The organism is Pseudomonas onubensis, assembly GCF_965653655.1.
Classification (GTDB): Bacteria; Pseudomonadota; Gammaproteobacteria; order Pseudomonadales; family Pseudomonadaceae; genus Aquipseudomonas.
This window is the reverse complement of sequence record NZ_CBFHAZ010000108.1, coordinates 1-22,135: the sequence shown is the minus strand read 5'-3', so window position 1 is coordinate 22,135 and position 22,135 is coordinate 1. Positions and strand designations below refer to the sequence as shown.

Annotated in this window: 22 protein-coding genes; 17 read left to right on the top strand and 5 right to left on the bottom strand. The window is 60.5% G+C overall.

Annotated elements, in window-relative coordinates; all coding sequences use genetic code 11:
• Window positions 1-134 precede the first annotated feature (134 nt).
• Both ACTD9P_RS25005 and ACTD9P_RS25000 read right to left on the bottom strand, forming a co-directional pair.
• Complete coding sequence (locus ACTD9P_RS25005; RefSeq protein WP_438869789.1) at window positions 135-794, bottom strand: HAD family hydrolase; 660 nt, start codon at window positions 792-794, stop codon at window positions 135-137.
• Entirely contained in the window at window positions 791-1,333 is a 543-nt protein-coding gene (locus tag ACTD9P_RS25000) for a gamma carbonic anhydrase family protein (protein WP_138813168.1), read from the bottom strand. Before ACTD9P_RS25000 ends, ACTD9P_RS25005 begins: the two co-directional genes overlap by 4 nt.
• Before the next feature lie 101 nt (window positions 1,334-1,434).
• On the opposite strand from ACTD9P_RS25000, the gene prlC reads away from it, so the two are divergent.
• A complete protein-coding gene (gene prlC, locus ACTD9P_RS24995) occupies window positions 1,435-3,486 on the top strand; it encodes an oligopeptidase A (protein WP_438869788.1) in 2,052 nt (683 codons plus the stop codon).
• On the top strand, window positions 3,483-3,758 hold the full coding sequence (locus ACTD9P_RS24990; RefSeq protein WP_138813166.1) for a YheV family putative zinc ribbon protein: 276 nt from the start codon (window positions 3,483-3,485) through the stop codon (window positions 3,756-3,758). The genes prlC and ACTD9P_RS24990 overlap by 4 nt, the downstream gene beginning before the upstream one ends.
• Before the next feature lie 7 nt (window positions 3,759-3,765).
• On the opposite strand, the gene ACTD9P_RS24985 is transcribed toward ACTD9P_RS24990, so the two are convergent.
• Entirely contained in the window at window positions 3,766-4,452 is a 687-nt protein-coding gene (locus tag ACTD9P_RS24985) for a dual specificity protein phosphatase family protein (protein WP_438869787.1), read from the bottom strand.
• Window positions 4,453-4,727: 275 nt separating this feature from the next.
• Here ACTD9P_RS24985 and ACTD9P_RS24980 point away from each other — a divergent pair, with 275 nt between their 5' ends.
• From ACTD9P_RS24980 to ACTD9P_RS24955, 6 genes are all read left to right on the top strand, one after another.
• Complete coding sequence (locus ACTD9P_RS24980; RefSeq protein ID WP_058420540.1) at window positions 4,728-5,480, top strand: gluconate 2-dehydrogenase subunit 3 family protein; 753 nt, start codon at window positions 4,728-4,730, stop codon at window positions 5,478-5,480.
• Window positions 5,481-5,482: 2 nt separating this feature from the next.
• Window positions 5,483-7,267, top strand: a complete 1,785-nt coding sequence (locus ACTD9P_RS24975) for a GMC family oxidoreductase (RefSeq protein ID WP_138813164.1) — start codon at window positions 5,483-5,485, stop codon at window positions 7,265-7,267.
• Window positions 7,268-7,279: 12 nt separating this feature from the next.
• The gene (locus ACTD9P_RS24970) at window positions 7,280-8,572 is read left to right on the top strand and encodes a cytochrome c (RefSeq protein WP_438869786.1); all 1,293 of its coding nucleotides are present in this window, start codon (window positions 7,280-7,282) and stop codon (window positions 8,570-8,572) included.
• An 81-nt stretch (window positions 8,573-8,653) separates the two neighbouring features.
• The gene (locus ACTD9P_RS24965; protein WP_438869785.1) at window positions 8,654-9,712 is read left to right on the top strand and encodes a PA0069 family radical SAM protein; all 1,059 of its coding nucleotides are present in this window, start codon (window positions 8,654-8,656) and stop codon (window positions 9,710-9,712) included.
• 227 nt (window positions 9,713-9,939) lie between these two features.
• Window positions 9,940-10,671: a carbonic anhydrase gene (locus ACTD9P_RS24960; RefSeq protein ID WP_065931983.1), complete on the top strand. Its 732-nt coding sequence runs from the start codon at window positions 9,940-9,942 to the stop codon at window positions 10,669-10,671.
• 85 nt (window positions 10,672-10,756) lie between these two features.
• Window positions 10,757-12,304: a SulP family inorganic anion transporter gene (locus ACTD9P_RS24955; protein WP_438869784.1), complete on the top strand. Its 1,548-nt coding sequence runs from the start codon at window positions 10,757-10,759 to the stop codon at window positions 12,302-12,304.
• Between the two features lie 130 nt (window positions 12,305-12,434).
• On the opposite strand, the gene ACTD9P_RS24950 is transcribed toward ACTD9P_RS24955, so the two are convergent.
• Window positions 12,435-13,082: a hypothetical protein gene (locus ACTD9P_RS24950; protein WP_438869783.1), complete on the bottom strand. Its 648-nt coding sequence runs from the start codon at window positions 13,080-13,082 to the stop codon at window positions 12,435-12,437.
• A 369-nt stretch (window positions 13,083-13,451) separates the two neighbouring features.
• Here ACTD9P_RS24950 and coxB point away from each other — a divergent pair, with 369 nt between their 5' ends.
• The 4 genes from coxB (at window position 13,452) to ACTD9P_RS24930 (ending at window position 17,858) form a co-directional block, all read left to right on the top strand.
• The gene (gene coxB / locus ACTD9P_RS24945) at window positions 13,452-14,579 is read left to right on the top strand and encodes a cytochrome c oxidase subunit II (protein ID WP_200430969.1); all 1,128 of its coding nucleotides are present in this window, start codon (window positions 13,452-13,454) and stop codon (window positions 14,577-14,579) included.
• Window positions 14,580-14,637: 58 nt separating this feature from the next.
• Window positions 14,638-16,221, top strand: coding sequence for a cytochrome c oxidase subunit I (ctaD, locus tag ACTD9P_RS24940; RefSeq protein WP_017137901.1), 1,584 nt, complete (start codon window positions 14,638-14,640; stop codon window positions 16,219-16,221).
• Window positions 16,222-16,383: 162 nt separating this feature from the next.
• Window positions 16,384-16,935, top strand: coding sequence for a cytochrome c oxidase assembly protein (locus tag ACTD9P_RS24935; RefSeq protein WP_026013768.1), 552 nt, complete (start codon window positions 16,384-16,386; stop codon window positions 16,933-16,935).
• A gap of 35 nt (window positions 16,936-16,970) precedes the next feature.
• On the top strand, window positions 16,971-17,858 hold the full coding sequence (locus tag ACTD9P_RS24930) for a cytochrome c oxidase subunit 3 (protein ID WP_438869782.1): 888 nt from the start codon (window positions 16,971-16,973) through the stop codon (window positions 17,856-17,858).
• A gap of 6 nt (window positions 17,859-17,864) precedes the next feature.
• Here the strand turns inward: ACTD9P_RS24930 and ACTD9P_RS24925 are convergent, their stop codons facing one another.
• The gene (locus ACTD9P_RS24925; protein ID WP_016969525.1) at window positions 17,865-18,068 is read right to left on the bottom strand and encodes a twin transmembrane helix small protein; all 204 of its coding nucleotides are present in this window, start codon (window positions 18,066-18,068) and stop codon (window positions 17,865-17,867) included.
• Window positions 18,069-18,111: 43 nt separating this feature from the next.
• Between ACTD9P_RS24925 and ACTD9P_RS24920 the strand changes: the two genes are divergently transcribed.
• From ACTD9P_RS24920 to ACTD9P_RS24900, 5 genes are read left to right on the top strand one after another with little or no spacing between them, the layout of a single operon-like run.
• Window positions 18,112-18,876 carry an SURF1 family protein gene (locus ACTD9P_RS24920; protein ID WP_438869780.1) on the top strand — a complete coding sequence of 255 codons (765 nt, stop codon included), beginning with the start codon at window positions 18,112-18,114 and terminating at the stop codon, window positions 18,874-18,876.
• Window positions 18,842-19,426 carry a PA_0111/PP_0108 family redox-active disulfide protein gene (locus ACTD9P_RS24915; RefSeq protein ID WP_219337552.1) on the top strand — a complete coding sequence of 195 codons (585 nt, stop codon included), beginning with the start codon at window positions 18,842-18,844 and terminating at the stop codon, window positions 19,424-19,426. The genes ACTD9P_RS24920 and ACTD9P_RS24915 overlap by 35 nt, the downstream gene beginning before the upstream one ends.
• Window positions 19,427-19,436: 10 nt before the next feature.
• Window positions 19,437-20,516: a COX15/CtaA family protein gene (locus tag ACTD9P_RS24910; RefSeq protein WP_017137895.1), complete on the top strand. Its 1,080-nt coding sequence runs from the start codon at window positions 19,437-19,439 to the stop codon at window positions 20,514-20,516.
• Window positions 20,504-21,403: a heme o synthase gene (gene cyoE, locus ACTD9P_RS24905; RefSeq protein ID WP_065931975.1), complete on the top strand. Its 900-nt coding sequence runs from the start codon at window positions 20,504-20,506 to the stop codon at window positions 21,401-21,403. Before ACTD9P_RS24910 ends, cyoE begins: the two co-directional genes overlap by 13 nt.
• On the top strand, window positions 21,400-22,035 hold the full coding sequence (locus tag ACTD9P_RS24900; protein ID WP_056861000.1) for an SCO family protein: 636 nt from the start codon (window positions 21,400-21,402) through the stop codon (window positions 22,033-22,035). The genes cyoE and ACTD9P_RS24900 overlap by 4 nt, the downstream gene beginning before the upstream one ends.
• Window positions 22,036-22,135 lie beyond the last annotated feature (100 nt).

The window sequence follows — 22,135 nt, the reverse complement described above, 5'->3', positions numbered from 1 at the left end:
CCGGCAACTGCGCGCCTTGGAGCGCAAGGCGCGAAAGTTGGGGTTGCAGCTGGTTAAAGCGGCTTGATTTTTAAGAGCAAAAACAATGGGTTATTTTTTGTTTGATAAGAGCTGGCTTGCCTGCGATAGCGGTCTCAAGGACGCTGCAAAAACGCCTGATGCATCTGCTCCAACGTCTCAAAATGCCAAGTCGGCGCCTCGGCATTCAGCTCTTCAAAACTGCCAAACCCATACCCCACTGCCGCCGAATCCAACCCATTGCTGCGCGCCCCGATCAGGTCATGCTTGCGATCCCCAATCATCAAGGTGGTCGCCGGGTCCAAGCCCTCTTCGCTCATCAGGTGTGCAATCAGCTCAACCTTGTTGGTGCGCGTGCCATCCAGTTCGCTGCCGTAGATCACCTTGAAGTGCTTGGCAAAATCAAAATGCCGGGCAATCTCACGGGCAAACTCCCACGGCTTGGATGTGGCCACATACAGCTGGCGGCCTTGGCCATTCAGTTCCTCAAGCAACGGCATCACGCCGTCGAATACGCGGTTTTCATAAAGGCCTGTGACCTTGAAGCGCTCGCGATAAAAATTCACCGCTTCCCAGGCTTTGGCCTCATCGAAGCCATAGAACTGCATAAAGGCTTGCAGCAATGGCGGGCCGATAAAGTGTTCGAGCTTGGTCAGGTCGGGTTCATCAATGCCGAGTTTGCCGAGGGCGTACTGGATCGAGCGGGTAATGCCCTCGCGCGGGTCGGTCAAGGTGCCGTCCAGGTCGAACAGCACGGTGGAGTAGTTCAGGCTCATCGGTCGAATCCTTGCGCCAGGTGCAGGTCTTTGAGCTTCACGTAGTTCGCGGCGCTGTAGGTGAAGAAGGCACGTTCTTTGTCAGTCAGTGGGCGGATCTGTTTAACCGGGCTGCCTACGTACAAAAAACCGCTTTCCAGTTTCTTGCCGGGCGGCACCAGGCTGCCGGCGCCGATGATTACATCGTCTTCGACTACTGCGCCGTCCATCACGATGCTGCCCATGCCGATCAGGATGCGATTGCCGACGGTGCAGCCGTGCAGCATGACTTTGTGGGCGATGGTCACATCATCGCCGATCAGCAGCGGGAAGCCGTCCGGGTTGAACGGCCCGGCGTGGGTGATGTGCAGCACACAGCCGTCCTGCACGCTGGTGCGTGCACCGATGCGGATGCGGTGCATGTCGCCGCGAATCACGGTCAATGGCCAAACCGAGCTGTCGGTGCCGATTTCGACATCGCCGATCACCACCGCCGAAATATCGACAAAAGCCCCGGCGCCCAGGGTTGGCGTGTGGTTCTGATAGGTGCGAAGGGTCACGATAGCCTCTCTCTTATAGGTTGATAGCTGCGGTGGGTGTTGATTGTAATTAAGATGGCCCCATCTTTGTCTTATCAGTTTCTTCAGCCAAGGTACCCACCGTGAGCGCGAACAACCCACTTTTGCAGTCCTACGACCTGCCGCCGTTCTCGGCGATCCGTGCCGAGCACGTCCAGCCGGCCATCGAACAGATCCTCGCCGACAACCGCGTTGCCATCGAAGGCATCCTGCAAAGCCAGGGCAAAAACCCTACGTGGGCCGGTTTGGTACTGGCCATGGACGAACTGAATGACCGCCTGGGCGCGGCCTGGAGCCCGGTCAGCCACCTCAACGCCGTGTGCAACAGCGCCGAACTGCGCGAAGCCTACGAGGCGTGCCTGCCGGCATTGAGCGCCTATTCCACCGAGATGGGCCAGAACCGCGAACTGTTCCAGGCCTTCGAAGCCCTGGCCAACAGCCCGGAAGCCGCTGGTTTCGATGTGGCGCAAAAAACCATTCTGGAACATTCGCTGCGCGACTTCCGCCTGTCGGGTATCGATTTGCCGCCTGAGCAGCAAAAACGTTACGCCGAAGTGCAGAGCAAACTGTCGGAGTTGGGCAGCAAATTCTCCAACCAACTGCTGGACGCTACCCAGGCGTGGACCAGGCACGTCACCGACGAAGCCACCCTCGCCGGCCTGACCGACTCGGCCAAGGCGCAGATGGCTGCCGCCGCCCAGGCCAAAGGCCTCGATGGCTGGTTGATCACCCTGGAATTCCCAAGCTACTACGCGGTAATGACCTACGCCCACGACCGTGCCCTGCGTGAAGAAGTCTACGCGGCCTACTGCACCCGTGCGTCGGACCAAGGCCCGAATGCCGGTAAGAACGATAACGGCCCGGTGATGGAGCAGATCCTCGACCTGCGTCAGGAGCTGGCCAAACTGTTGGGTTACGCGTCGTTCTCCGAGCTGAGCCTGGCCACCAAAATGGCCGAGTCCAGCGACCAGGTGCTGAGCTTCCTGCGCGACCTGGCCAAGCGCAGCAAGCCGTTTGCCGCCCAGGACCTGCAACAGCTCAAGGCTTACGCCGCCGAACAAGGCTGCGCCGACCTGCAAAGCTGGGACAGCGGTTTCTACGGCGAAAAACTTCGTGAGCAGCGTTACAGCGTGTCCCAGGAAGCCCTGCGCGCCTACTTCCCGATCGACAAAGTGCTGGGCGGCCTGTTTGCCATCGTGCAGCGCCTGTACGGCATCGAAATCGCCGAGCAAAAAGGCTTCGACACCTGGCATCCGGATGTTCGCCTGTTTGAAATCAAGGAAAACGGCCAGCACGTCGGGCGTTTCTTCTTCGACCTGTACGCCCGCGCCAACAAGCGTGGCGGTGCCTGGATGGACGGCGCGCGCGATCGCCGCCGCACTGTCGACGGCGTGCTGCAAAGCCCGGTGGCGAACCTGGTGTGCAACTTCACCCCGGCCGACAGCGGCAAGCCTGCCCTGCTGACTCACGATGAAGTGACCACGCTGTTCCATGAATTCGGCCACGGCCTGCACCACCTGCTGACCCGCGTTGAACACGCGGGCGTGTCCGGCATCAACGGCGTGGCCTGGGATGCGGTGGAATTGCCGAGCCAATTCATGGAGAACTGGTGCTGGGAGCCGGAAGGCCTGGCGCTGATCTCTGGCCACTATGAAAGCGGCGAGCCGCTGCCCCAGGACCTGCTGGAAAAAATGCTCGCGGCGAAGAACTTCCAGTCCGGCCTGATGATGGTGCGCCAGTTGGAATTCTCGCTGTTCGACTTCGAACTGCACGCCACCCACGGCGATGGCCGCACGGTAGCGCAGGTGCTTGAAGGCGTGCGCGATGAGGTCTCGGTGATGCGCCCACCAGCCTACAACCGCTTCCCTAACAGCTTTGCGCACATTTTTGCCGGCGGTTATGCGGCGGGTTACTACAGCTATAAGTGGGCGGAAGTGCTGTCGGCAGATGCCTTCTCCAAGTTTGAAGAAGACGGCGTGCTCAATGCCGAAACCGGCCGCGCCTTTCGCGAAGCGATCCTGGCGCGCGGTGGCTCACAGGCGCCGATGGTGCTGTTCGTCGACTTCCGCGGACGTGCGCCGTCGATTGACGCACTCTTGCGCCACAGCGGCCTGAGTGAGGACGCAGCAGCATGAGTGATGGGCCTGTGGTGAGCAAAAAGCAATTTATCGCCGGGGCGGTCTGCCCGGCGTGCGAAGAGTTGGACAAGTTGAAAATGTGGACCGAAGACGATGTGCCGCACCGCGAATGTGTGGCCTGTGGTTATTCGGACACGCTGAATGAACAAGGCAATTCGGTGCCCAAGGAATTGGGCACGCGGGTCAATACGTCGGCGTTGAAAGCGCCCGCGGACCCGAAGGTGCAGGCGGTGCAGTTTTTCCCTAATCCCAAGCTGAAAAAGGACTGATGCCTGCTTAAGGTGTGAGTACCAATTCGGTGTCTTTCTTGGGGTCGACACGGCTGCTACTGGCCGTGTTGATCCAGCTTTTCATAGAGCACAGCGCGAACTCACTGGTACTGCAGTCGCCATTGGCCAACGCTGTACGCAACTTGTCGACATCAGCCTTCATCATGTAGCGAACGCCGTCTTTAAAGCCGTTACTGGAACCGAAGCCGCCCAGCGTCATTTCGTTCAGCGCATCCTCCTTGCTCCAGCCCTGAATCACCACCCGATACATCGCCGCCATCAGGCCAGTGCGATCGGAGCCGTGTTTGCAGTGCATCAGCACCGGGCCCTGGGTTTCGGCTTCCTGGATGGCCCTGAGTGCCGCCAGCACGTCGGCATCGTCGACATGGTTGGTGCGGTACGTCAGCTGCACCTGTTTGATATCAGAAGTCTGCAGCCAGGGCGCATCAGATTCCGGCAGGAAGTTGATCACTGTGCCTATCTTCAGGTTTTGCAGCACGGGCAGCGCAGTGCTGTCCGGCAACGCGCTGCGATACAGCGTGGGCGTCATCTGGTGCAGGTTGAATTGGTTGCCCACCGGCTGCGCCCACTCGGGGGAGCGGATAGAGGTAGCCTCGTCGGCCTGGGCCTGCAGCGTGGTGAACAGTGCCATGAACGCCAGGCCAAGGGCGGGCAGTAATCGAATCGTGAACATGCGCGTTGAGACCGAATGGGATAGGGCTGATGGGCCACAGAATCGCCTACAACGGGTCAATGCCGTGTGAGGTGGCCGTCAAAGAATCGTGAACCCACCCATCTGATCCGCTGTTTTTTGCGCTGAATCGATTCCTCTAATGCTTAGGCTGCTATCATTTGTAACTATTGATTGCCAGTGTGTTCTATCCCTTTGGGATCCAATGCCCCTGGTAAACCATCACGCTGCTCCTAGAAGCGGCGGATAAACCCGTGACCACATGATGAGGTGCACCTATGTCTGATCAAGATCAGGACAACCCGCGGCGTGACTTTTTACGCAAATCCCTGACCTTGATCCCGGTGGTCACGGTTGCCAGCACTGGCCTTGGCGGCTCGATGTTGATGGCTACACCGGAACCGGCACAGGCCGCTCCCGCCAAAACGCCCGTCAGCGACAAAGCCTACGAGCCAAGTTACTTCACGGCTGAAGAGTGGGCGTTTATCAACGCCGCCGTCGCCCGCCTGATACCCGCGGATGCCCAAGGCCCAGGCGCCCTGGAAGCTGGCGCGCCAGAATACATCGACCGCCAGATGAACACGCCTTACGCCGCCGGTGCGCTGTGGTTCATGCAAGGCCCGTTCAACGCCGATGCGGCGCCAGAGATGGGTTGGCAGAGCAAATTGGTACCCAAAGACATCTATCGCCTGGGCATTGCTGCCACGGATGCGTGGTCGAAGGCGTTCAACGGTAAAGCTTTTGCTGCGCAAGACAGCGCTACCCAGGACGACATGCTGCGGCGTATGGAAGCGGGCGGCGGCGAGATGACCGCGCATTTCGAGGCCGTACCGGCCAAGATGTTTTTCAACCTGTTGCTGCAAAACACCAAGGAAGGCTTCTTCTGCGACCCGATCCACGGTGGCAACAAAGGCATGGTCGGCTGGACCATGATCGGCTTCCCCGGCGCCCGCGCCGATTTCATGGACTGGGTTGAACGCAACGAGCAATACCCCTTCCCGGCTGTTTCCATTCGCGGCGAGAGGGCATAAACGTGGCGACCATCATGAAGAAAGTGGACGCGGTGATCGTGGGTTTCGGCTGGACCGGCGCGATCATGGCCAAGGAACTGACCGAAGCTGGCCTCAACGTGGTAGCGCTGGAGCGCGGCCCGATGCAGGACACCTACCCGGACGGCAACTATCCCCAGGTCATCGACGAACTGACCTACAGCGTGCGTAAAAAACTCTTTCAGGACATCTCCAAGGAGACGGTGACCATTCGCCATAGCGTGAATGACGTCGCCCTGCCCAACCGTCAGTTGGGTGCGTTTTTGCCCGGCAATGGCGTGGGTGGCGCGGGCCTGCATTGGTCGGGCGTACATTTTCGTGTCGACCCAATCGAGTTGCGCATGCGCAGCCACTATGAAGAGCGCTACGGCAAGAACTTCATTCCCAAGGACATGACCATCCAGGACTTCGGCGTGAGCTATGAAGAACTGGAACCGTTTTTCGACTACGCCGAAAAAGTCTTCGGCACCTCCGGCCAGGCCTGGACCGTAAAAGGCCAGTTGGTGGGCGAAGGTCGTGGCGGCAACCCGTATGCGCCGGATCGCTCTAATCCGTTCCCGCTGGAATCGCAGAAAAATACTGTGTCGGCGCAGCTGTTTCAGAAAGCGGCCACCGACGTCGGCTACAAACCCTACAACCTGCCGTCTGCGAATACTTCGGGGCCGTACACCAACCCTTACGGCGCGCAGATGGGGCCGTGCAACTTCTGCGGTTTCTGCAGTGGCTATGTCTGCTACATGTACTCCAAGGCTTCGCCGAACGTAAACATCCTGCCGGCGCTGCGTCAGGTGCCGAACTTTGAGCTGCGGGCTAATTCCCACGTGCTTAAAGTCAACCTCGACAGCACCAAGAGCAAGGCCACCGGCGTGACCTATATCGACGCCCAGGGCCGCGAATGCGAGCAGCCGGCGGACCTGGTGATCATCGCCTCCTTCCAGTTCAACAACGTGCGCCTCATGTTGCTCTCGGGCATCGGCAAACCCTACGACCCGATTACCAATGAGGGCGTGGTGGGCCGCAACTTTGCCTACCAGAACATGGGCACCATCAAGGCCTTCTTCGACAAGGACACCCACACCAACAACTTCATCGGTGCGGGCGGCAATGGCGTGGCCATCGATGACTTCAACGCGGACAACTTCGACCACGGCCCGCACGGCTTTGTGGGCGGCTCGCCGATGTGGGTCAACCAGGCCGGCAGCCGGCCGATTGCCGGTACGTCCAACCCGCCGGGCACGCCGGCGTGGGGCAGTGCCTGGAAGCGCGCCACCGCCGATTACTACACCCACCAGGTGTCGATGGACTCCCATGGCGCGCATCAATCCTACCGGAGCAACTACCTGGATCTGGACCCGGTTTACCGCGATGCCTACGGCCTGCCGTTGCTGCGGATGACGTTCGACTGGCAGGAAAACGACATCAAGATGAACCGCTTCATGATGGAGAAAATGGGCAAGGTCGCCGCGGCGATGAACCCCAAGGCCATTGCTGTGCTGGGCAAAAAAGTCGGTGAGCAGTTCAACACCGCGTCCTACCAGACCACCCACCTCAATGGTGGCGCGATCATGGGCACCGACCCGAAAACCAGTGCGCTGAACCGTTACCTGCAAAGCTGGGATGTACACAACGTGTTTGTCCCAGGCGCATCGGCTTTCCCACAAGGCCTGGGCTACAACCCTACCGGCCTGGTGGCAGCGTTGGCCTACTGGTCGGCGCGGGCGATCCGCGAGCAGTACCTGAAAAACCCCGGCCCGCTGGTGCAGGCATAAGGAGCGATGACCATGAAAGCACTTGTTATCGCCAGTTTTGCCCTGTTCAGCAGTTGCTCGGTAAGCGCGGCTGAGACCGATTTGATCAAGCAGGGTGAATACCTGGCCCGTGCCGGTGACTGCGTGGCCTGCCACACCGCCAAGGGCGGCAAGCCGTTCGCCGGTGGGCTGCCGATGGAAACCCCGATTGGCGTGATCTATTCCACCAACATCACCCCGGACAAAACCGGCCTGGGCGACTACAGCTTCGAAGATTTCGACAAGGCCGTGCGCCATGGCGTCGCCAAGAACGGTAGTACGCTTTACCCGGCGATGCCGTACCCGTCCTACGCCCGTGTCAGCGACAGCGACATGCAGGCGTTGTATGCCTACTTCATGAAGGGTGTGGAGCCCGTCGCCCAGGAGAACAAGGACAGCGACATTCCCTGGCCCTTGAGCATGCGTTGGCCGTTGGCGGCGTGGCGCTGGATGTTTGCCCCGGCAGTCGAGGAGCATCAGGCAGCAGCCGCTCCGGTCATCAGCCGTGGCGCGTATCTGGTTGAAGGCCTCGGCCACTGCGGCGCTTGCCATACACCGCGTGCCCTGACCATGCAGGAAAAGGCCCTGAGCGCGACTGACGGCAACGCGTTCCTGTCTGGCAGTGCGCCGCTGGAAGGCTGGATCGCGAAAAGCCTGCGCGGCGACCACAAGGACGGCCTCGGCAGCTGGAGCGAAGAGCAACTGGTGCAGTTCCTCAAGACCGGCCGCAGTGACCGCAGCGCGGTGTTTGGTGGCATGAGTGATGTGGTCGTGCACAGCATGCAGTACATGACCCAGGACGACCTCACTGCGATCGCCCGCTACCTCAAGAGCCTGCCGGCGGTAGATCCGAAGGACCAGCCGCACCAGTACGACAAGCAAGTGGCCGAGGCGCTGTGGAAAGGTGACGACAGCAAACCGGGCGCGTCGGTGTACATCGACAACTGCGCGGCCTGCCACCGTACCGACGGCCATGGCTATACGCGGGTGTTCCCGGCGCTGGCGGGTAACCCGGTGTTGCAGACGGCGGACGCCACCTCGTTGATCAACATCGTGTTGAACGGCGGCACCTTGCCAGCCACTCACACGGCGCCGTCGACCTTCACCATGCCGGCGTTCGCATGGCGTCTGTCGGACCAGGAAGTCGCGGATGTGGTCAGTTTCGTCCGTGGCAGCTGGGGCAATAAAGGCGCGCCAGTCAAAGCCAGTGATGTGGCCGACCTGCGCAAGAGCGATATGCGCAGCACGTCGGGTGACGACTTGGGGCAGGTGACGCAAAAGCATTGATCCTGGCCTGACCGCCAAACGGCACTGGTCAGAAACCTCGTGCCTCGATACTGTATATAAAAACAGTATCGAGGCGTTTTCATGTCTACTCCGTTGCCGCCCCGTGGCCGGGGCACCGCCACTAACCTGCACAACCGCTTTGCGCCGACTGTCAGCGTGGCCGAGGACGACGGTTGGTTCCAGGAAGTGCCGCCGACCCAGGGCACCGAAGTGCGTATCGAAACGGCCAAGAGCATCATCACCCGCAACAACTCGCCGGACTTGCCGTTCGACCGCTCCATCAACCCCTATCGCGGCTGCGAGCATGGCTGCATCTACTGCTATGCGCGGCCCAGCCATGCCTATTGGGACCTGTCGCCAGGGCTGGATTTCGAAACCAAACTGATCGCCAAGACCAACGCCGCCGAGGTGCTGGAGCAACAGCTGTCCAAGCCAGGTTATGTGTGCGCGCCGATCAACCTGGGTTCCAATACCGACCCGTACCAACCTATCGAACGCGACTATAAAATCACCCGGCAAACTCTCGAAGTGCTGCTGCGCTATCGGCACCCGGTGACCATCATCACCAAGGGCTCGCTGATTCTGCGTGACCTCGACCTGCTTACCGAATTGGCGCGTCAGCGGCTGGTGGCGGTGATGATCAGCCTCACCAGCCTGGACGACGAGCTCAAGCGCATCCTGGAGCCGCGCACGGCGGCGCCCAAGGCGCGGTTGCGGGCGATTCGGGTGATGCGCGAGGCGGGTATCCCGGTGGGCGTGTTGTGCTCGCCGATGATCCCGATGATCAACGACAGCGAGCTGGAAAGCCTGCTGGCCGAAGCCCACGCCGCCGGTGCGCAGAGCGCCGCCTACATGATGCTGCGCTTGCCGCTGGAGGTGGCGCCATTGTTCGAGGAGTGGCTGGCGGCGCATTACCCGCAGCGCGCCGCCCATGTGATGAGCCTGGTGCGCCAGGTGCGCGGTGGTGAGGTGTACGACAGCCGCTTCGGTGTGCGCATGCGTGGCGAGGGGCCGTTTGCCGATTTACTCGCGCAGCGCTTCAGCAAGGCGATCAAGCGGTTGGGGCTGAATCGGCGGGAAGGGTTTAATCTGGATTGCACCGCGTTTTGCCCACCGGGAAGGCAGATGGCATTGTTGTAAACTGGTAAGGACGAACGCACGCCCTTGTAGGAATAGTCGCGTTTTGACATCACTGAAACCCGCGTTCTAGAGCGGTTCATTCAGTTTGAGTTAAGTTTCGACGGTTACCTTGTTCAGCGAGTGACCAACGAGTCGACGCCTTGCTTTGTTTAGTTTTTCAACTATTCCAATAGTCAGGCGTCGAACTGACCTGAACACTCCCCCTGCATTAATCAAGAGGATGAATCATGAGTGACAAGGATAAACAGCCGTTGGCTGCGTCGGCTTCAGCCCCTCAGGTGGCGGAGTCTGCCGATGCAGCGTTAAAGCACATCGTTGACGGCTTTTTGCATTTCCATCACGACGTCTTCCCGCAGCAGGAAGAACTGTTCAAGAAACTCGCCACGGCCCAGAGCCCTCGGGCGATGTTTATTACATGCGCCGACTCACGGATCGTGCCCGAGTTGATCACCCAAAGCTCCCCCGGCGATTTGTTTGTGACGCGTAATGTCGGCAACGTGGTGCCGCCCTACGGCCAGATGAATGGCGGGGTTTCCACCGCCATCGAGTACGCGGTACTCGCCCTGGGTGTACAGCACATCATCGTGTGCGGGCACTCCGATTGCGGCGCCATGCGCGCAGTACTCAACCCCGACAGCCTGGAAAAAATGCCGACGGTGCGGGCGTGGTTGCGTCACGCCGAAGTCGCCAAGTCTATGGTTGAAGACAACTGCGACTGCGCCAACGAAGGCGAGAGCATGAAGGTGCTGACCGAAGAAAACGTCATCGCCCAGTTGCAGCATCTGCGTACCCACCCTTCTGTGGCTTCGCGTATGGCCAATGGTCATTTGTTTATCCATGGTTGGATCTACAACATCGAGACCAGCGAAATCCGCGCTTACGATGCGGACCAGGCGGCATTCAGACCGCTGAACGGCACCGAGCCGATTCCTTGCGCGACGCCTAGAGCGCGCTTCTAAAACACTTCCCTGCCGGGTCAAGCGGTGGCTGCCATGGATGCAGCCAGGCTTTGCCGCGCCCGGCGAATCCCTCGGGAGAGCCATCATGCGTGCTGCTCAATTGAAAGCTGTATTGCCACGGGAGCTGCTGGCCTCGGTGGTTGTGTTTCTAGTCGCCCTGCCCTTGTGCATGGGCATCGCAATTGCGTCCGGCATGCCGCCGGCCAAGGGTTTGATCACCGGGATTATCGGTGGCCTGGTGGTGGGTTGGCTGGCGGGCTCGCCGCTGCAGGTCAGTGGCCCGGCGGCGGGGCTGGCGGTGTTGGTGTTCGAGTTGGTGCGCCAGCACGGGATGATGATGCTCGGGCCGATTCTGTTGCTGGCGGGGTTCCTGCAACTGGTGGCCGGGCGCTTGCGCCTGGGCTGCTGGTTCCGGGTCACGGCGCCGGCGGTGGTGTACGGCATGCTCGCGGGTATCGGCGTATTGATTGTGTTGTCGCAGGTGCATGTGATGCTCGACGGCGCGCCCAAACCGTCAGGGCTGGATAACCTGGCAGGCTTCCCGGCGGCCGTGGCCGAGGCGATTCCGACGCTGGGCGGTGGCCTGGGTTGGCAGGCTGGCTTGCTGGGCCTGTCCACCATGCTGGTGATGTACTGCTGGGATAAATTCCGTCCGCAAAAACTGCGTTTCGTACCGGGTGCGTTGCTGGGTGTGGGCTTGGCGACGGTAACCAGCCTGGTGCTGGCGTTGCAGGTCAAGCGCGTGGAGGTGCCGGAAAACCTCGCCGACGCCATCGACTGGCTGCGCCCCAGCGACCTTCTGAACCTGGCCGACCCGCAACTGCTGATCGCCGCCTTCGCCGTCGCGTTTATTGCCAGCGCCGAAACCCTGTTGTCTGCGGCAGCGGTCGATCGGATGCACAGCGGCCAGCGCTCCGACTTCGATAAGGAACTGTCTGCCCAAGGTGTGGGCAACATGCTCTGTGGCTTGGTGGGCGCCTTGCCGATGACCGGCGTGATCGTGCGCAGCTCGGCCAACGTGCAGGCCGGGGCTACCACGCGGCTGTCGGCGATGTTCCATGGTGTGTGGCTGCTGGGTTTTGTGTTGCTGCTGTCGAGTGTGCTGCAAAGCATTCCGGTGGCGAGTTTGGCGGGCGTGCTGGTGTACACCGGGATCAAGCTGGTGGACGTCAAGGCGTTCCGCGCGCTGGGCCGTTATGGGCGGATGCCGATGTTTACCTACGCCGCCACGGCACTCGCAATCATCTTCACCGACCTGCTGACCGGCGTATTGGTGGGCTTTGGGCTCACGTTGCTGAAGCTCGCGTTTAAAGCTTCGCGATTGAAAGTCAGCCTGATCGATTTGCCCCAAAAGGGTGAGATGGAGCTGCGATTGACCGGTGCGGCGACCTTTCTGAAGGTGCCGGCGCTGACTCAGGTGTTGTCGACGGTGCCTGCGGGGACCACCTTGCATGTGCCGCTGAGTAACTTGAGCTACATCGACCATTCGTGTCTGGAATTGCTGGAGGAATGGGGCCGGGCGAATGCGGCCAAGGGTTCGACGCTGGTGATCGAAGCGCGTGGGTTGAAGCGCAGGCTGGAAGGCCGGGTGAGGACGACGGTGGGGATAGGTTCGGCGCCGCCAGTCACCTGACGAAATCGGATCAAAACTGTGGGAGCGGGCTTGCTCGCGAAAGCGGTAGATCAGTCAACATCACTTTGGCTGACACACCGCCTTCGCGAGCAAGCCCGCTCCCACATTCAGTTCTATGTTGGCTTGAAAATCAGGCCGGCTGATCCAGTGCCAACTCAACGCCCAGTTGCCGCGACAGGCACGGCCAGCGCTTCCACGCCGCTTCCGTTGCCGGGCTTTTGAGCTGTTCGCGATAGGCCTCAACCGACTCCAGCGCAAAGCTTTCGTCGTTGAGCATCTCATCCACCGCCAAATGCACGGCTTCATCCAGCTGATTGGCGAACTGCTCACCGATCAGTTGATGGGCAATCAAGTTGGCGACAGTGGTATCCGCCGGAATCAACGGCTGGCCGAAATGCTTGATATACAGGTCGTTGACCTCTTCAACCAAGCGGTGAGCCAGGTAGGCCTCATCCAGCAAGCCGTCCAGGCCTTCATGGCCGGCCAGGATCGCAGGCGGCTGCAGGAAGAAATGCTCGGCGATTTTCAGCACCGGTTTGATCTGGCTTTCGATACCGGCTTCGCGGGCCACATCGTTGGCGGCTTCCAGCAAGTCCGGAACCAGTTCGATGTAGGCAGTGACAAAGCGGGTCATGACAATGTTGCGATCACCGTCAGCCAGGGAGATGGTCGAATGCAGGTGCGGCAATTGTTTTTCCAGCTGCTGGGCAAGCTGGCCCGTAGTGGCTTCGTGTTGATGGGCACGGGAAATCTGCTCGCGCAATGCGGCGGTGTTCATGAAGGCTCCAGTGAAACAGGCGTAGGAAAAGGGAGAGGATAAGGTAGCTCGTTTATACGAGCGCCTAAGACGCATTTGTCATAATTATTTCATGGTTATGCATGCGCGTTATATCGAAATGCCATCGTTCGTCGGATAAACGTTTGCGCCCCCGGTTTTATTGGGCCCGCCCGTCTGTTTCTGCTCATTTGCCCCTACACATTGCGGGGTTGCCCCGGCTGTCTATACTCGGATTTGTACGCAATTAGCTGATGACGCCCAACTGCATGACGCAGGCAAGGCTTGGCGGTTGTAAGCAGTATGGAAGCCGCTCCCTTCGCCGCAGGTGCAAACCGGCGGGATAACAAGAAACATAAAGGGGAACCCGCAATGACGCGACATCCACACGTTTGGATGGGCCTACTGTTGTGGTCAGTATTCGGCCAGGCGCACGCCGCCTGGACAACGAATATGGCGCCAGGGGCTACTGAAGTCAGTCACGCCGTGTTTGACCTGCACATGACCATTTTCTGGATCTGTGTGGTGATCGGCATCGTCGTGTTTGGCGCGATGTTCTGGTCGATGATCCTGCACCGGCGCTCCACGGGCCAGGTGGCGGCCAAGTTCCACGAGAGCACGACCGTGGAAATCCTCTGGACCGTGGTGCCCTTGCTGATCCTGGTGGCCATGGCCATTCCGGCAACCAAAACCCTGATCAACATCTACGACAGCAGTGAGTCGGATATCGATATCCAGGTCACCGGCTATCAGTGGAAGTGGCACTACAAATACCTGGGCCAGGACGTGGAGTTCTTCAGCAACCTGGCCACGCCCGCCGAGCAGATCCATAACCAGGCGACGAAGGGCGAACACTACTTGCTCGAAGTCGACCAGCCGCTGGTGCTGCCGGTGGGTGCCAAGGTGCGCTTTCTGGTGACGGCCGCCGACGTGATCCACTCCTGGTGGGTGCCGGCCTTTGCGGTCAAGCGCGATGCGATCCCCGGTTTCGTCAACGAGGCCTGGACCCGGGTCGAGAAGCCCGGCATCTACCGTGGCCAGTGCGCCGAACTGTGCGGCAAAGACCACGGCTTCATGCCGATTGTGGTCGAGGTTAAATCCAAGGCCGACTACGACACCTGGCTGGGCGAGCGCAAGGCAGAGGCCGCCAAGCTCAAGGAGCTGACGTCCAAAGAGTGGACGCTGGATGAGCTGGTGGCGCGTGGCGACAAGGTTTACCACACCACCTGCGTGGCCTGTCACCAAGCCGAAGGCCAGGGCTTGCCGCCGATGTTCCCGGCGCTCAAGGGCTCGCCAATTGCCACCGGGCCTAAGGAAGACCACTTGCACCGCGTGTACTTCGGCAAGCCCGGCACTGCCATGGCGGCGTTCGGCAAACAGCTGTCGGAAGTCGATATCGCCGCCGTGGTCACCTACGAACGCAACGCCTGGGGCAACAACAAAGGCGACATGGTCACGCCCAAAGACGTGCTGGCTCTGAAACAGGCGGAAAGCAAATGACGGCCTCAACTGCGTATGCCCTGAACCGCACAGCCCCTTCCTTTGCAGGAGAACGGCCATGAGCACTGTGATCGACCATGGTCATGCCGACCATGCCCACGGCCCCGCCAAAGGCTTGATGCGCTGGGTGCTGACCACCAACCACAAAGACATCGGCACAATGTACCTGTGGTTCGCCTTCACCATGTTCCTGCTCGGCGGCTCGTTCGCCATGGTGATCCGCGCCGAGTTGTTCCAGCCCGGCCTGCAGATTGTGCAGCCGGCGTTCTTCAACCAGATGACCACCATGCACGGCCTGATCATGGTGTTTGGCGCGGTGATGCCGGCATTCGTCGGCCTGGCCAACTGGATGATCCCGCTGATGATCGGCGCGCCGGACATGGCCTTGCCGCGCATGAACAACTTCAGTTTCTGGCTATTGCCGGCAGCGTTCCTGCTGCTGGTCTCGACGTTATTCACGCCGGGCGGCGGGCCGAACTTCGGCTGGACCTTCTACGCCCCGCTCTCCACCACCTACGCGCCGGAAAGCGTGACGTTTTTCATCTTTGCCATTCACCTGATGGGCATCAGCTCGATCATGGGCGCGATCAATGTGGTCGCCACCATTCTCAACCTGCGCGCGCCCGGCATGACCTTGATGAAAATGCCGCTGTTCGTGTGGACCTGGCTGATTACCGCCTTCCTGCTGATCGCGGTGATGCCGGTGCTGGCCGGTTGCGTGACCATGATGCTGATGGACATTCACTTCGGCACCAGCTTCTTCAGTGCGGCCGGTGGCGGTGACCCGGTGCTGTTCCAGCATGTGTTCTGGTTCTTCGGCCACCCCGAGGTGTACATCATGATCCTGCCGGCGTTTGGCGCCGTCAGCTCGATCATCCCGACCTTCTCGCGCAAGCCGCTGTTCGGCTACACCTCGATGGTTTACGCCACGGCGAGCATCGCGTTTCTGTCGTTCATCGTGTGGGCGCACCACATGTTCGTGGTGGGCATTCCGTTGGTGGGCGAGCTGTTCTTCATGTACGCCACGCTGCTGATCGCAGTGCCCACGGGGGTGAAGGTGTTCAACTGGGTGAGCACCATGTGGCAAGGCTCGCTGACGTTTGAGACACCCATGCTGTTTGCCGTGGCCTTTGTGATTCTGTTCACCATCGGCGGTTTCTCCGGGCTGATGCTGGCGATTGCCCCGGCGGACTTCCAGTACCACGACACCTACTTTGTAGTGGCGCACTTCCATTACGTACTGGTACCCGGCGCGATCTTCGGCATCTTCGCCTCAGCCTACTACTGGTTGCCGAAATGGACCGGCCACATGTACGACGAAACCCTGGGCAAGCTGCACTTCTGGCTGTCTTTTGTGGGCATGAACATGGCGTTCTTCCCGATGCACTTTGTCGGCCTGGCCGGCATGCCGCGCCGGGTGCCGGACTACAACCTGCAGTTTGCAGACTTCAACATGGTTTCCTCGATCGGCGCGTTCATGTTTGGCGCAACGCAGATCTTCTTCCTGTTTATCGTGATCAAGTGCATCCGTGGTGGCCCGCCGGCGCCGGCCAAGCCATGGGATGGCGCTGAAGGCCTGGAATGGAGCATCCCCTCGCCCGCGCCGTATCACACGTTTACGACGCCGCCGGAGGTCAAGTGAACGCTTTGTCGCGCTGTGAACACTGTCAGTGTGGGAGCGGGCTTGCTCGCGAAAGCGGTGTGTCAGTCAATATTTTCAGCGGCTATGAAAACGCATTCGCGAGCAAGTCGAATCGTCGCACCGCCGCTCCCACATTGACCGCATTCGCCTTGGGTGAGCGCCATGCTTGAGTCCGTTCCCATCAAGCGCCTGGTCACTCGCCTGCTGATCCTGGTAGTGGCGATGTTCGCGTTCGGCTTCGCCCTGGTGCCGATCTACGACGTGATGTGCAAGGCGTTCGGCATCAATGGCAAGACCGCCGGGCAGTACGAAGGCGAGCAGGTGGTGGACCCCACACGCCAAGTGCGCGTGCAGTTTATGTCCACCAATGCCATCGACATGGTCTGGGAATTCCACTCCAAAGCCGATGAGGTGGTGGTCAACCCCGGCGCCGTCACCGAGATGCTGTTCGTGGCCTACAACCCCACGGATAAACCCATGACCGCCCAGGCCGTGCCGAGTATTTCCCCGGCCGAAGCGGCGATGTATTTCCACAAGACCGAATGTTTTTGCTTCACCCAGCAAGTGCTGCAGCCAGGTCAGCGCATTGAAATGCCTGTGCGCTTTATCGTCGATCGCGCCATGCCCAAGGATGTGAAGCATTTGACCCTGGCATACACGCTGTTTGACATCACTGCGCGCCAACCGCCGGTGGCCGTCCATACCGGCGGCTAGCTACTGTTTGCCCCCTCAATCAGGAGAGCGAATACATGTCGTCTCATGATACGTACTACGTACCAGCGCAAAGCAAATGGCCAATAATTGCTACGTTTGGCATGTTGATCACGGTGTACGGCCTGGCCGTGTGGTTCAACGACCTCAAGGCAGCGCGCCCGGAATCCCACGGCCCGTGGATCTTTTTCGTCGGCGGGCTGTTGCTGGCCTACATGCTGTTCGGCTGGTTCGGCGCGGTCATCAAGGAAAGCCGCGCGGGTTTGTACAGCCCGCAGATGGATCGCTCGTTTCGCTGGGGCATGACCTGGTTCATTTTTTCCGAGGTGATGTTCTTTATCGCGTTCTTCGGCGCGCTGTTTTATGTGCGGCATATGTCCGCGCCATGGCTGGCGGGTGAAGGCTCCAAGGGCGTCGCGCATATGCTGTGGCCGAACTTCGAATTTGCCTGGCCGTTGCTCAACAACCCTGACCCGAAACTGTACCCGCCGCCCGAAGGCACCATCAGCCCATGGGGTTTGCCGCTGGTCAATACGATCTTGCTGGTCAGCTCCAGCGTGACCATCACCATTGCCCACCACGCGTTGCGCAAGGGCCATCGCGGCGCGCTGAAAGTCTGGCTGGCGCTGACGGTGCTGCTGGGTTGGGCCTTTTTGGGCTTTCAGGCCGAGGAGTACATGCACGCTTACAAAGAGCTGGGCCTGACCCTTGGCTCGGGCGTGTACGGCGCGACCTTCTTCATGCTCACCGGCTTTCACGGCGCCCACGTGACCATCGGCACCATCATTCTGTTCGTGATGCTGATGCGCATCCTCAAGGGGCACTTCAACGCCGAGCACCAGTTCGGTTTCGAGGCGGCCAGTTGGTATTGGCACTTTGTGGATGTGGTGTGGATCGGCCTGTTTTTCTTCGTTTACGTGCTGTGAGGCGTTCTACCACGGGGCATGAGACACCAACTGGCCGCTGAAAAAGCCCCAGGCGATCAAGCCCACGGTGATCGCGGCCAGTACAACACGCACGGTCAAGGCAGTGACGAGGCGGTTGGAGTTGCCCTCGTCCTTGACCAGAAAGAACAAGCCACTGAACAGGCTCACGACAGTCGCGATCAGCATCAGGGCAATGGCTGCTTTGAGCATGGTCAGGTTCCATTCGGATGGGCGGGCAATGAAAAGGCGGGCAATGAAAACAAGTATAGCCAGCGCCATAAAAGACTTTCGCCCAGGGCTCGCTCCCACGCTGGTGGTGTTGGTATTGCTGCCGCTGATGGTGGGCCTGGGGTTCTGGCAACTGGCTCGCGGGCATGAAAAACAGCTGCTGGTGGACAGCTATGCCGAACGGCGCGTGGCTGAGCCGGTCAGCAGCGTGCAGCTCGAGGGCATGGCTGACCCGGCCTTTCGCCGGGTGCGCCTGCGCGGCCAGTTCGATGCTGAGCACAGCGTGCTGCTCGACAACCGCATGCGCGACGGCAAGGCCGGTATTGAACTGTTGCAGCCCTTTCACGACCAGGCCAGCGGCGAATGGCTGTTGCTCAATCGCGGCTGGCTGCCTTGGCCGGACCGGCGCACGCCGCCCGTGTTCACCACGCCTGAACAACCGTTGAATCTGGATGCCTGGGTGTACATCGCCCCCGGCGAAACCTTCCAACTGCACGCCGACCCCGCCACCGCGCAATGGCCGCGCTTGCTGACTGCGTTGCATCTCGCCGCGCTCTGGGCGGAGTTGGGCCGCAGCGGTTTTGCCTATGAGCTGCGCGCCGAACCCGGTCCCGGAACCTACGACACGACCTGGCCGGTGGTCGCCATGGGCCCGGAAAAACACTTGGGCTACGCCGTGCAGTGGTTCGCCATGGCACTGGCGTTGCTGGCGCTTTACCTCTACCTCGGATGGCATAACAAAAAGGAGAAACCCCATGGGAGCGGCCATGAATCCACCCAGCACGTCTGAGGCACCCGACCGTCGCAAAGGCCGCTGGCAGCTGATTCTGATCCTGATGATGGTGATCGGCCCGATGGCGCTGGCCACCTTTATGTACAAGTTGCAGTTCTGGGTGCCCGACAGCCGCAGTTACCACGGTGAGATGATCGGCAACGGCCAGACCCGCGCCGACATTGGCGTACAGGCCGATGAAGACCGTTGGCAACTGTTGGTCACTGCGCCCACCGCGTGTGCTGCCGAGTGCCAGCAACTGGTGTACCTGGCGCGCCAGCTGCAAATCAGCCTGGGCCGCGATGCCTCTCGCGCCAGCCATGCACTGGCGAGTGTGCAGCCAGTGAGCAGCGATTACGACGCCAAGCTCAAGGCCGAATACCCGCAACTGCAGCGCTACCCGCTGGACCTGACCACCTTCAGTAAAAACGCCGCCGCGCCGGGCGAGGCGCAACTGTGGATCGTCGACCCACACGGCAACCTGGTGCTGCGCTACGACGCCAAGGTCAAGGGCAAGGACTTGCTCAACGACCTGCGCTTGCTGCTGAAACTGTCGAACATCGGATAAGGGCATCGTCATGGCCAAACCTGGATTTCGCCTCGCGTTGTTTGCCACCTTGCTGGCGCTGCTGGTCGTGCTGCTGGGCGCCTACACGCGCTTGACCCACGCCGGCCTCGGCTGCCCGGACTGGCCCGGCTGCTACGGGTTTATCAGCGTGCCGCAAAGCGAAGCCCAGCTGGCGCATGCCGAGCTGCATTTTCCCGACACACCGGTAGAGGCCGACAAGGGCTGGGCCGAGATGACGCATCGCTACTTTGCCGGCACCTTGGGCTTGCTGATTGTGCTGCTGGCGGCGCGCTCATGGAGCCATCGGCGTGATCCAGGGCAGCCAGTGAAATTGCCGCTGTTTGTGTTGGCGGTGGTGTTTGCCCAGGCGGCGTTCGGGATGTGGACGGTGACGCTCAAGCTGTGGCCGCAAGTGGTAACGGGGCATTTGCTCGGCGGTTTTGCCACATTGAGCCTGCTGTTTTTGCTGACCCTGCGACTGTCCGGCGTGTTGCCCGCATTGATCGTGCCCAAGCGCCTGCAGTATTGGGCCACAGCGGGCCTGGTGCTGGTGATCGGGCAGATTGCGCTGGGCGGTTGGGTCAGCTCCAACTACGCGGCCGTGGCCTGTGTCGACTTGCCGACTTGCCATGGCGAATGGTGGCCGGCGGCGGACTTTGCCAACGGGTTTCACCTCACCCAGCATATCGGCCCCAATTACCTCGGTGGCCAGCTCGACAGTGAAGCGCGCACGGCCATCCACCTGACCCATCGCATCGGCGCGGTGCTGGTGACGCTGGTGCTGCTGGGGCTGGCCTGGCAATTGCGCGCCGTGGGCATGACCCGGCTGGCAGGCCTGCTGCTGATCGCCCTCGCGGCGCAAATCTGCCTGGGCGTGAGCAATGTGGCGTTCGGCTTGCCACTGCCCGTGGCGGTCGGGCACAACGCCGGTGGGGCGGGTTTATTGCTTACGTTGGTGTTGGTCAACTACCACGCCCGTACCAGCCTGGTCCGGGTGCGTAATCAACTGCCGTTTGGCTGGCGTTTTATCCCGCGCAAACACGTATCGGGCCTCATCACCCTTAAAGGAGAGATGCCATGGCGACCTTGATCGGCGCGCGTCACGATCAGGCGATCTGGCGCGATTACCTGGAGCTGACCAAGCCGAAAGTGGTGGTGCTGATGCTCATCACGTCCTTGGTGGGCATGTTCCTCGCGACCCGCGCCGGGGTGCCGTGGACGGTGCTGGTGTTCGGCAATTTGGGTATCGCCCTGTGCGCCGGTGGTGCGGCGGCGGTTAACCATGTGGTGGATCGGCGCATCGATGCGGTGATGGCGCGCACGCATAAACGGCCGTTGGCAGAAGGGCGCGTGTCACCCGTGGCGGCATTGGCGTTTGCATTGTTTCTGGCTGTTGCAGGTTTGGCCTTGTTGCTGGCGTTCACCAACCCGTTGGCGGCCTGGCTCACGTTGGCCTCATTGCTGGGTTACGCGGTGATCTACACCGGCTTTCTCAAGCGTGCCACGCCACAAAATATCGTGATCGGCGGCCTGGCCGGTGCTGCGCCACCGCTGCTCGGCTGGGTCGCGGTTACCGGGCATGTCAGCGCCGAGCCGCTGCTGCTGGTGCTGATCATCTTCGCCTGGACCCCGCCGCACTTCTGGGCCCTGGCCATTCACCGCAAGGAGGAATACGCCAAGGCCGATATCCCGATGCTGCCGGTCACCCACGGCGAGCATTACACCAAGGTGCATATCCTGCTCTACACCTTTGCCTTGCTGGCGGTGAGCTTCATGCCCTATGTGATCCATATGAGTGGCCTGCTGTACCTGGCATGTGCGCTGGTATTGGGCGGGCGCTTTCTGCAATGGGCCTGGGTGCTGTACCGTGGCAGCAAGCCGCACGCGGCGATCAACACCTTCAAGTACTCTATCTGGTACTTGCTGCTGCTGTTTATCGCGCTGCTCGTCGACCACTACCTATTGTTGAACCTATGACTCGAACTCAAAAAACCGTCTTTATCCTGGTGGCCATCGTCGCGTTGATCATGGGCCTGACCGTTAACAAAGTGCTCAGCGGCAAAGGCCAGGGCGACCCTACCGCACTGATCGACGCCGGCATTATCCTGCTGCCGCAAAGCCGCCAGCTGCCGCCGGTGACCATGACCAATCAGGACGGCCAGCCGGTGGTGGTCAACGAGTTGAAAGGCAAGTGGAGCCTGCTGTTCTTCGGTTACACCTTCTGCCCGGACATCTGCCCGACCACCCTCGCGCAACTGCGCCAGATCAAGAGCGAATTGCCTAAAGAGGCGGTGGATAAGTTGCAGGTGATCCTGGTCAGCGTCGACCCCAACCGCGACACGCCGACCCAGCTCAAGCAGTACCTGGGCTACTTCGACCCGCAATTCGAAGGCCTGACCGGCGCGAATGTGGAGGATGTGCAGAAGGTCTCGAATGCGGTGAGCATTCCGTTTATTCCGGCCGATACCAGTAAGCCCAACTACACCGTGGACCACAGCGGCAACCTGGCGTTGATCGGCCCGGACGGCACGCAGCGTGGGTTTATTCGTGCGCCGTTGAATAATCAAAAGCTGGTGGCGCAGTTGCCGGGTTTGCTACAGCGCAAGTAGGCCAATCACCAGCCTAACCAACAACACAAGTAACCTGTGGGAGCGGGCTTGCTCGCGAAGGCGGTGGTTCAGTCGATAAATTGGGTGACTGACACTCCGC

Bases quoted from the DNA above. Each gene is read 5' to 3' on its own strand.
- ACTD9P_RS25005 (WP_438869789.1), bottom strand. From the start codon at position 794: ATGAGCCTGAACTACTCCACCGTGCTGTTCGACCTGGACGGCACCTTG.
- ACTD9P_RS24990 (WP_138813166.1), top strand. From the start codon at position 3,483: ATGAGTGATGGGCCTGTGGTGAGCAAAAAGCAATTTATCGCCGGGGCG.
- ACTD9P_RS24985 (WP_438869787.1), bottom strand. From the start codon at position 4,452: ATGTTCACGATTCGATTACTGCCCGCCCTTGGCCTGGCGTTCATGGCA.
- ACTD9P_RS24980 (WP_058420540.1), top strand. From the start codon at position 4,728: ATGTCTGATCAAGATCAGGACAACCCGCGGCGTGACTTTTTACGCAAA.
- ACTD9P_RS24970 (WP_438869786.1), top strand. From the start codon at position 7,280: ATGAAAGCACTTGTTATCGCCAGTTTTGCCCTGTTCAGCAGTTGCTCG.
- ACTD9P_RS24965 (WP_438869785.1), top strand. From the start codon at position 8,654: ATGTCTACTCCGTTGCCGCCCCGTGGCCGGGGCACCGCCACTAACCTG.
- ACTD9P_RS24960 (WP_065931983.1), top strand. From the start codon at position 9,940: ATGAGTGACAAGGATAAACAGCCGTTGGCTGCGTCGGCTTCAGCCCCT.
- ACTD9P_RS24955 (WP_438869784.1), top strand. From the start codon at position 10,757: ATGCGTGCTGCTCAATTGAAAGCTGTATTGCCACGGGAGCTGCTGGCC.
- ACTD9P_RS24950 (WP_438869783.1), bottom strand. From the start codon at position 13,082: ATGAACACCGCCGCATTGCGCGAGCAGATTTCCCGTGCCCATCAACAC.
- coxB (WP_200430969.1), top strand. From the start codon at position 13,452: ATGACGCGACATCCACACGTTTGGATGGGCCTACTGTTGTGGTCAGTA.
- ctaD (WP_017137901.1), top strand. From the start codon at position 14,638: ATGAGCACTGTGATCGACCATGGTCATGCCGACCATGCCCACGGCCCC.
- ACTD9P_RS24935 (WP_026013768.1), top strand. From the start codon at position 16,384: ATGCTTGAGTCCGTTCCCATCAAGCGCCTGGTCACTCGCCTGCTGATC.
- ACTD9P_RS24930 (WP_438869782.1), top strand. From the start codon at position 16,971: ATGTCGTCTCATGATACGTACTACGTACCAGCGCAAAGCAAATGGCCA.
- ACTD9P_RS24925 (WP_016969525.1), bottom strand. From the start codon at position 18,068: ATGCTCAAAGCAGCCATTGCCCTGATGCTGATCGCGACTGTCGTGAGC.
- ACTD9P_RS24920 (WP_438869780.1), top strand. From the start codon at position 18,112: ATGAAAACAAGTATAGCCAGCGCCATAAAAGACTTTCGCCCAGGGCTC.
- ACTD9P_RS24915 (WP_219337552.1), top strand. From the start codon at position 18,842: ATGGGAGCGGCCATGAATCCACCCAGCACGTCTGAGGCACCCGACCGT.
- ACTD9P_RS24910 (WP_017137895.1), top strand. From the start codon at position 19,437: ATGGCCAAACCTGGATTTCGCCTCGCGTTGTTTGCCACCTTGCTGGCG.
- cyoE (WP_065931975.1), top strand. From the start codon at position 20,504: ATGGCGACCTTGATCGGCGCGCGTCACGATCAGGCGATCTGGCGCGAT.
- ACTD9P_RS24900 (WP_056861000.1), top strand. From the start codon at position 21,400: ATGACTCGAACTCAAAAAACCGTCTTTATCCTGGTGGCCATCGTCGCG.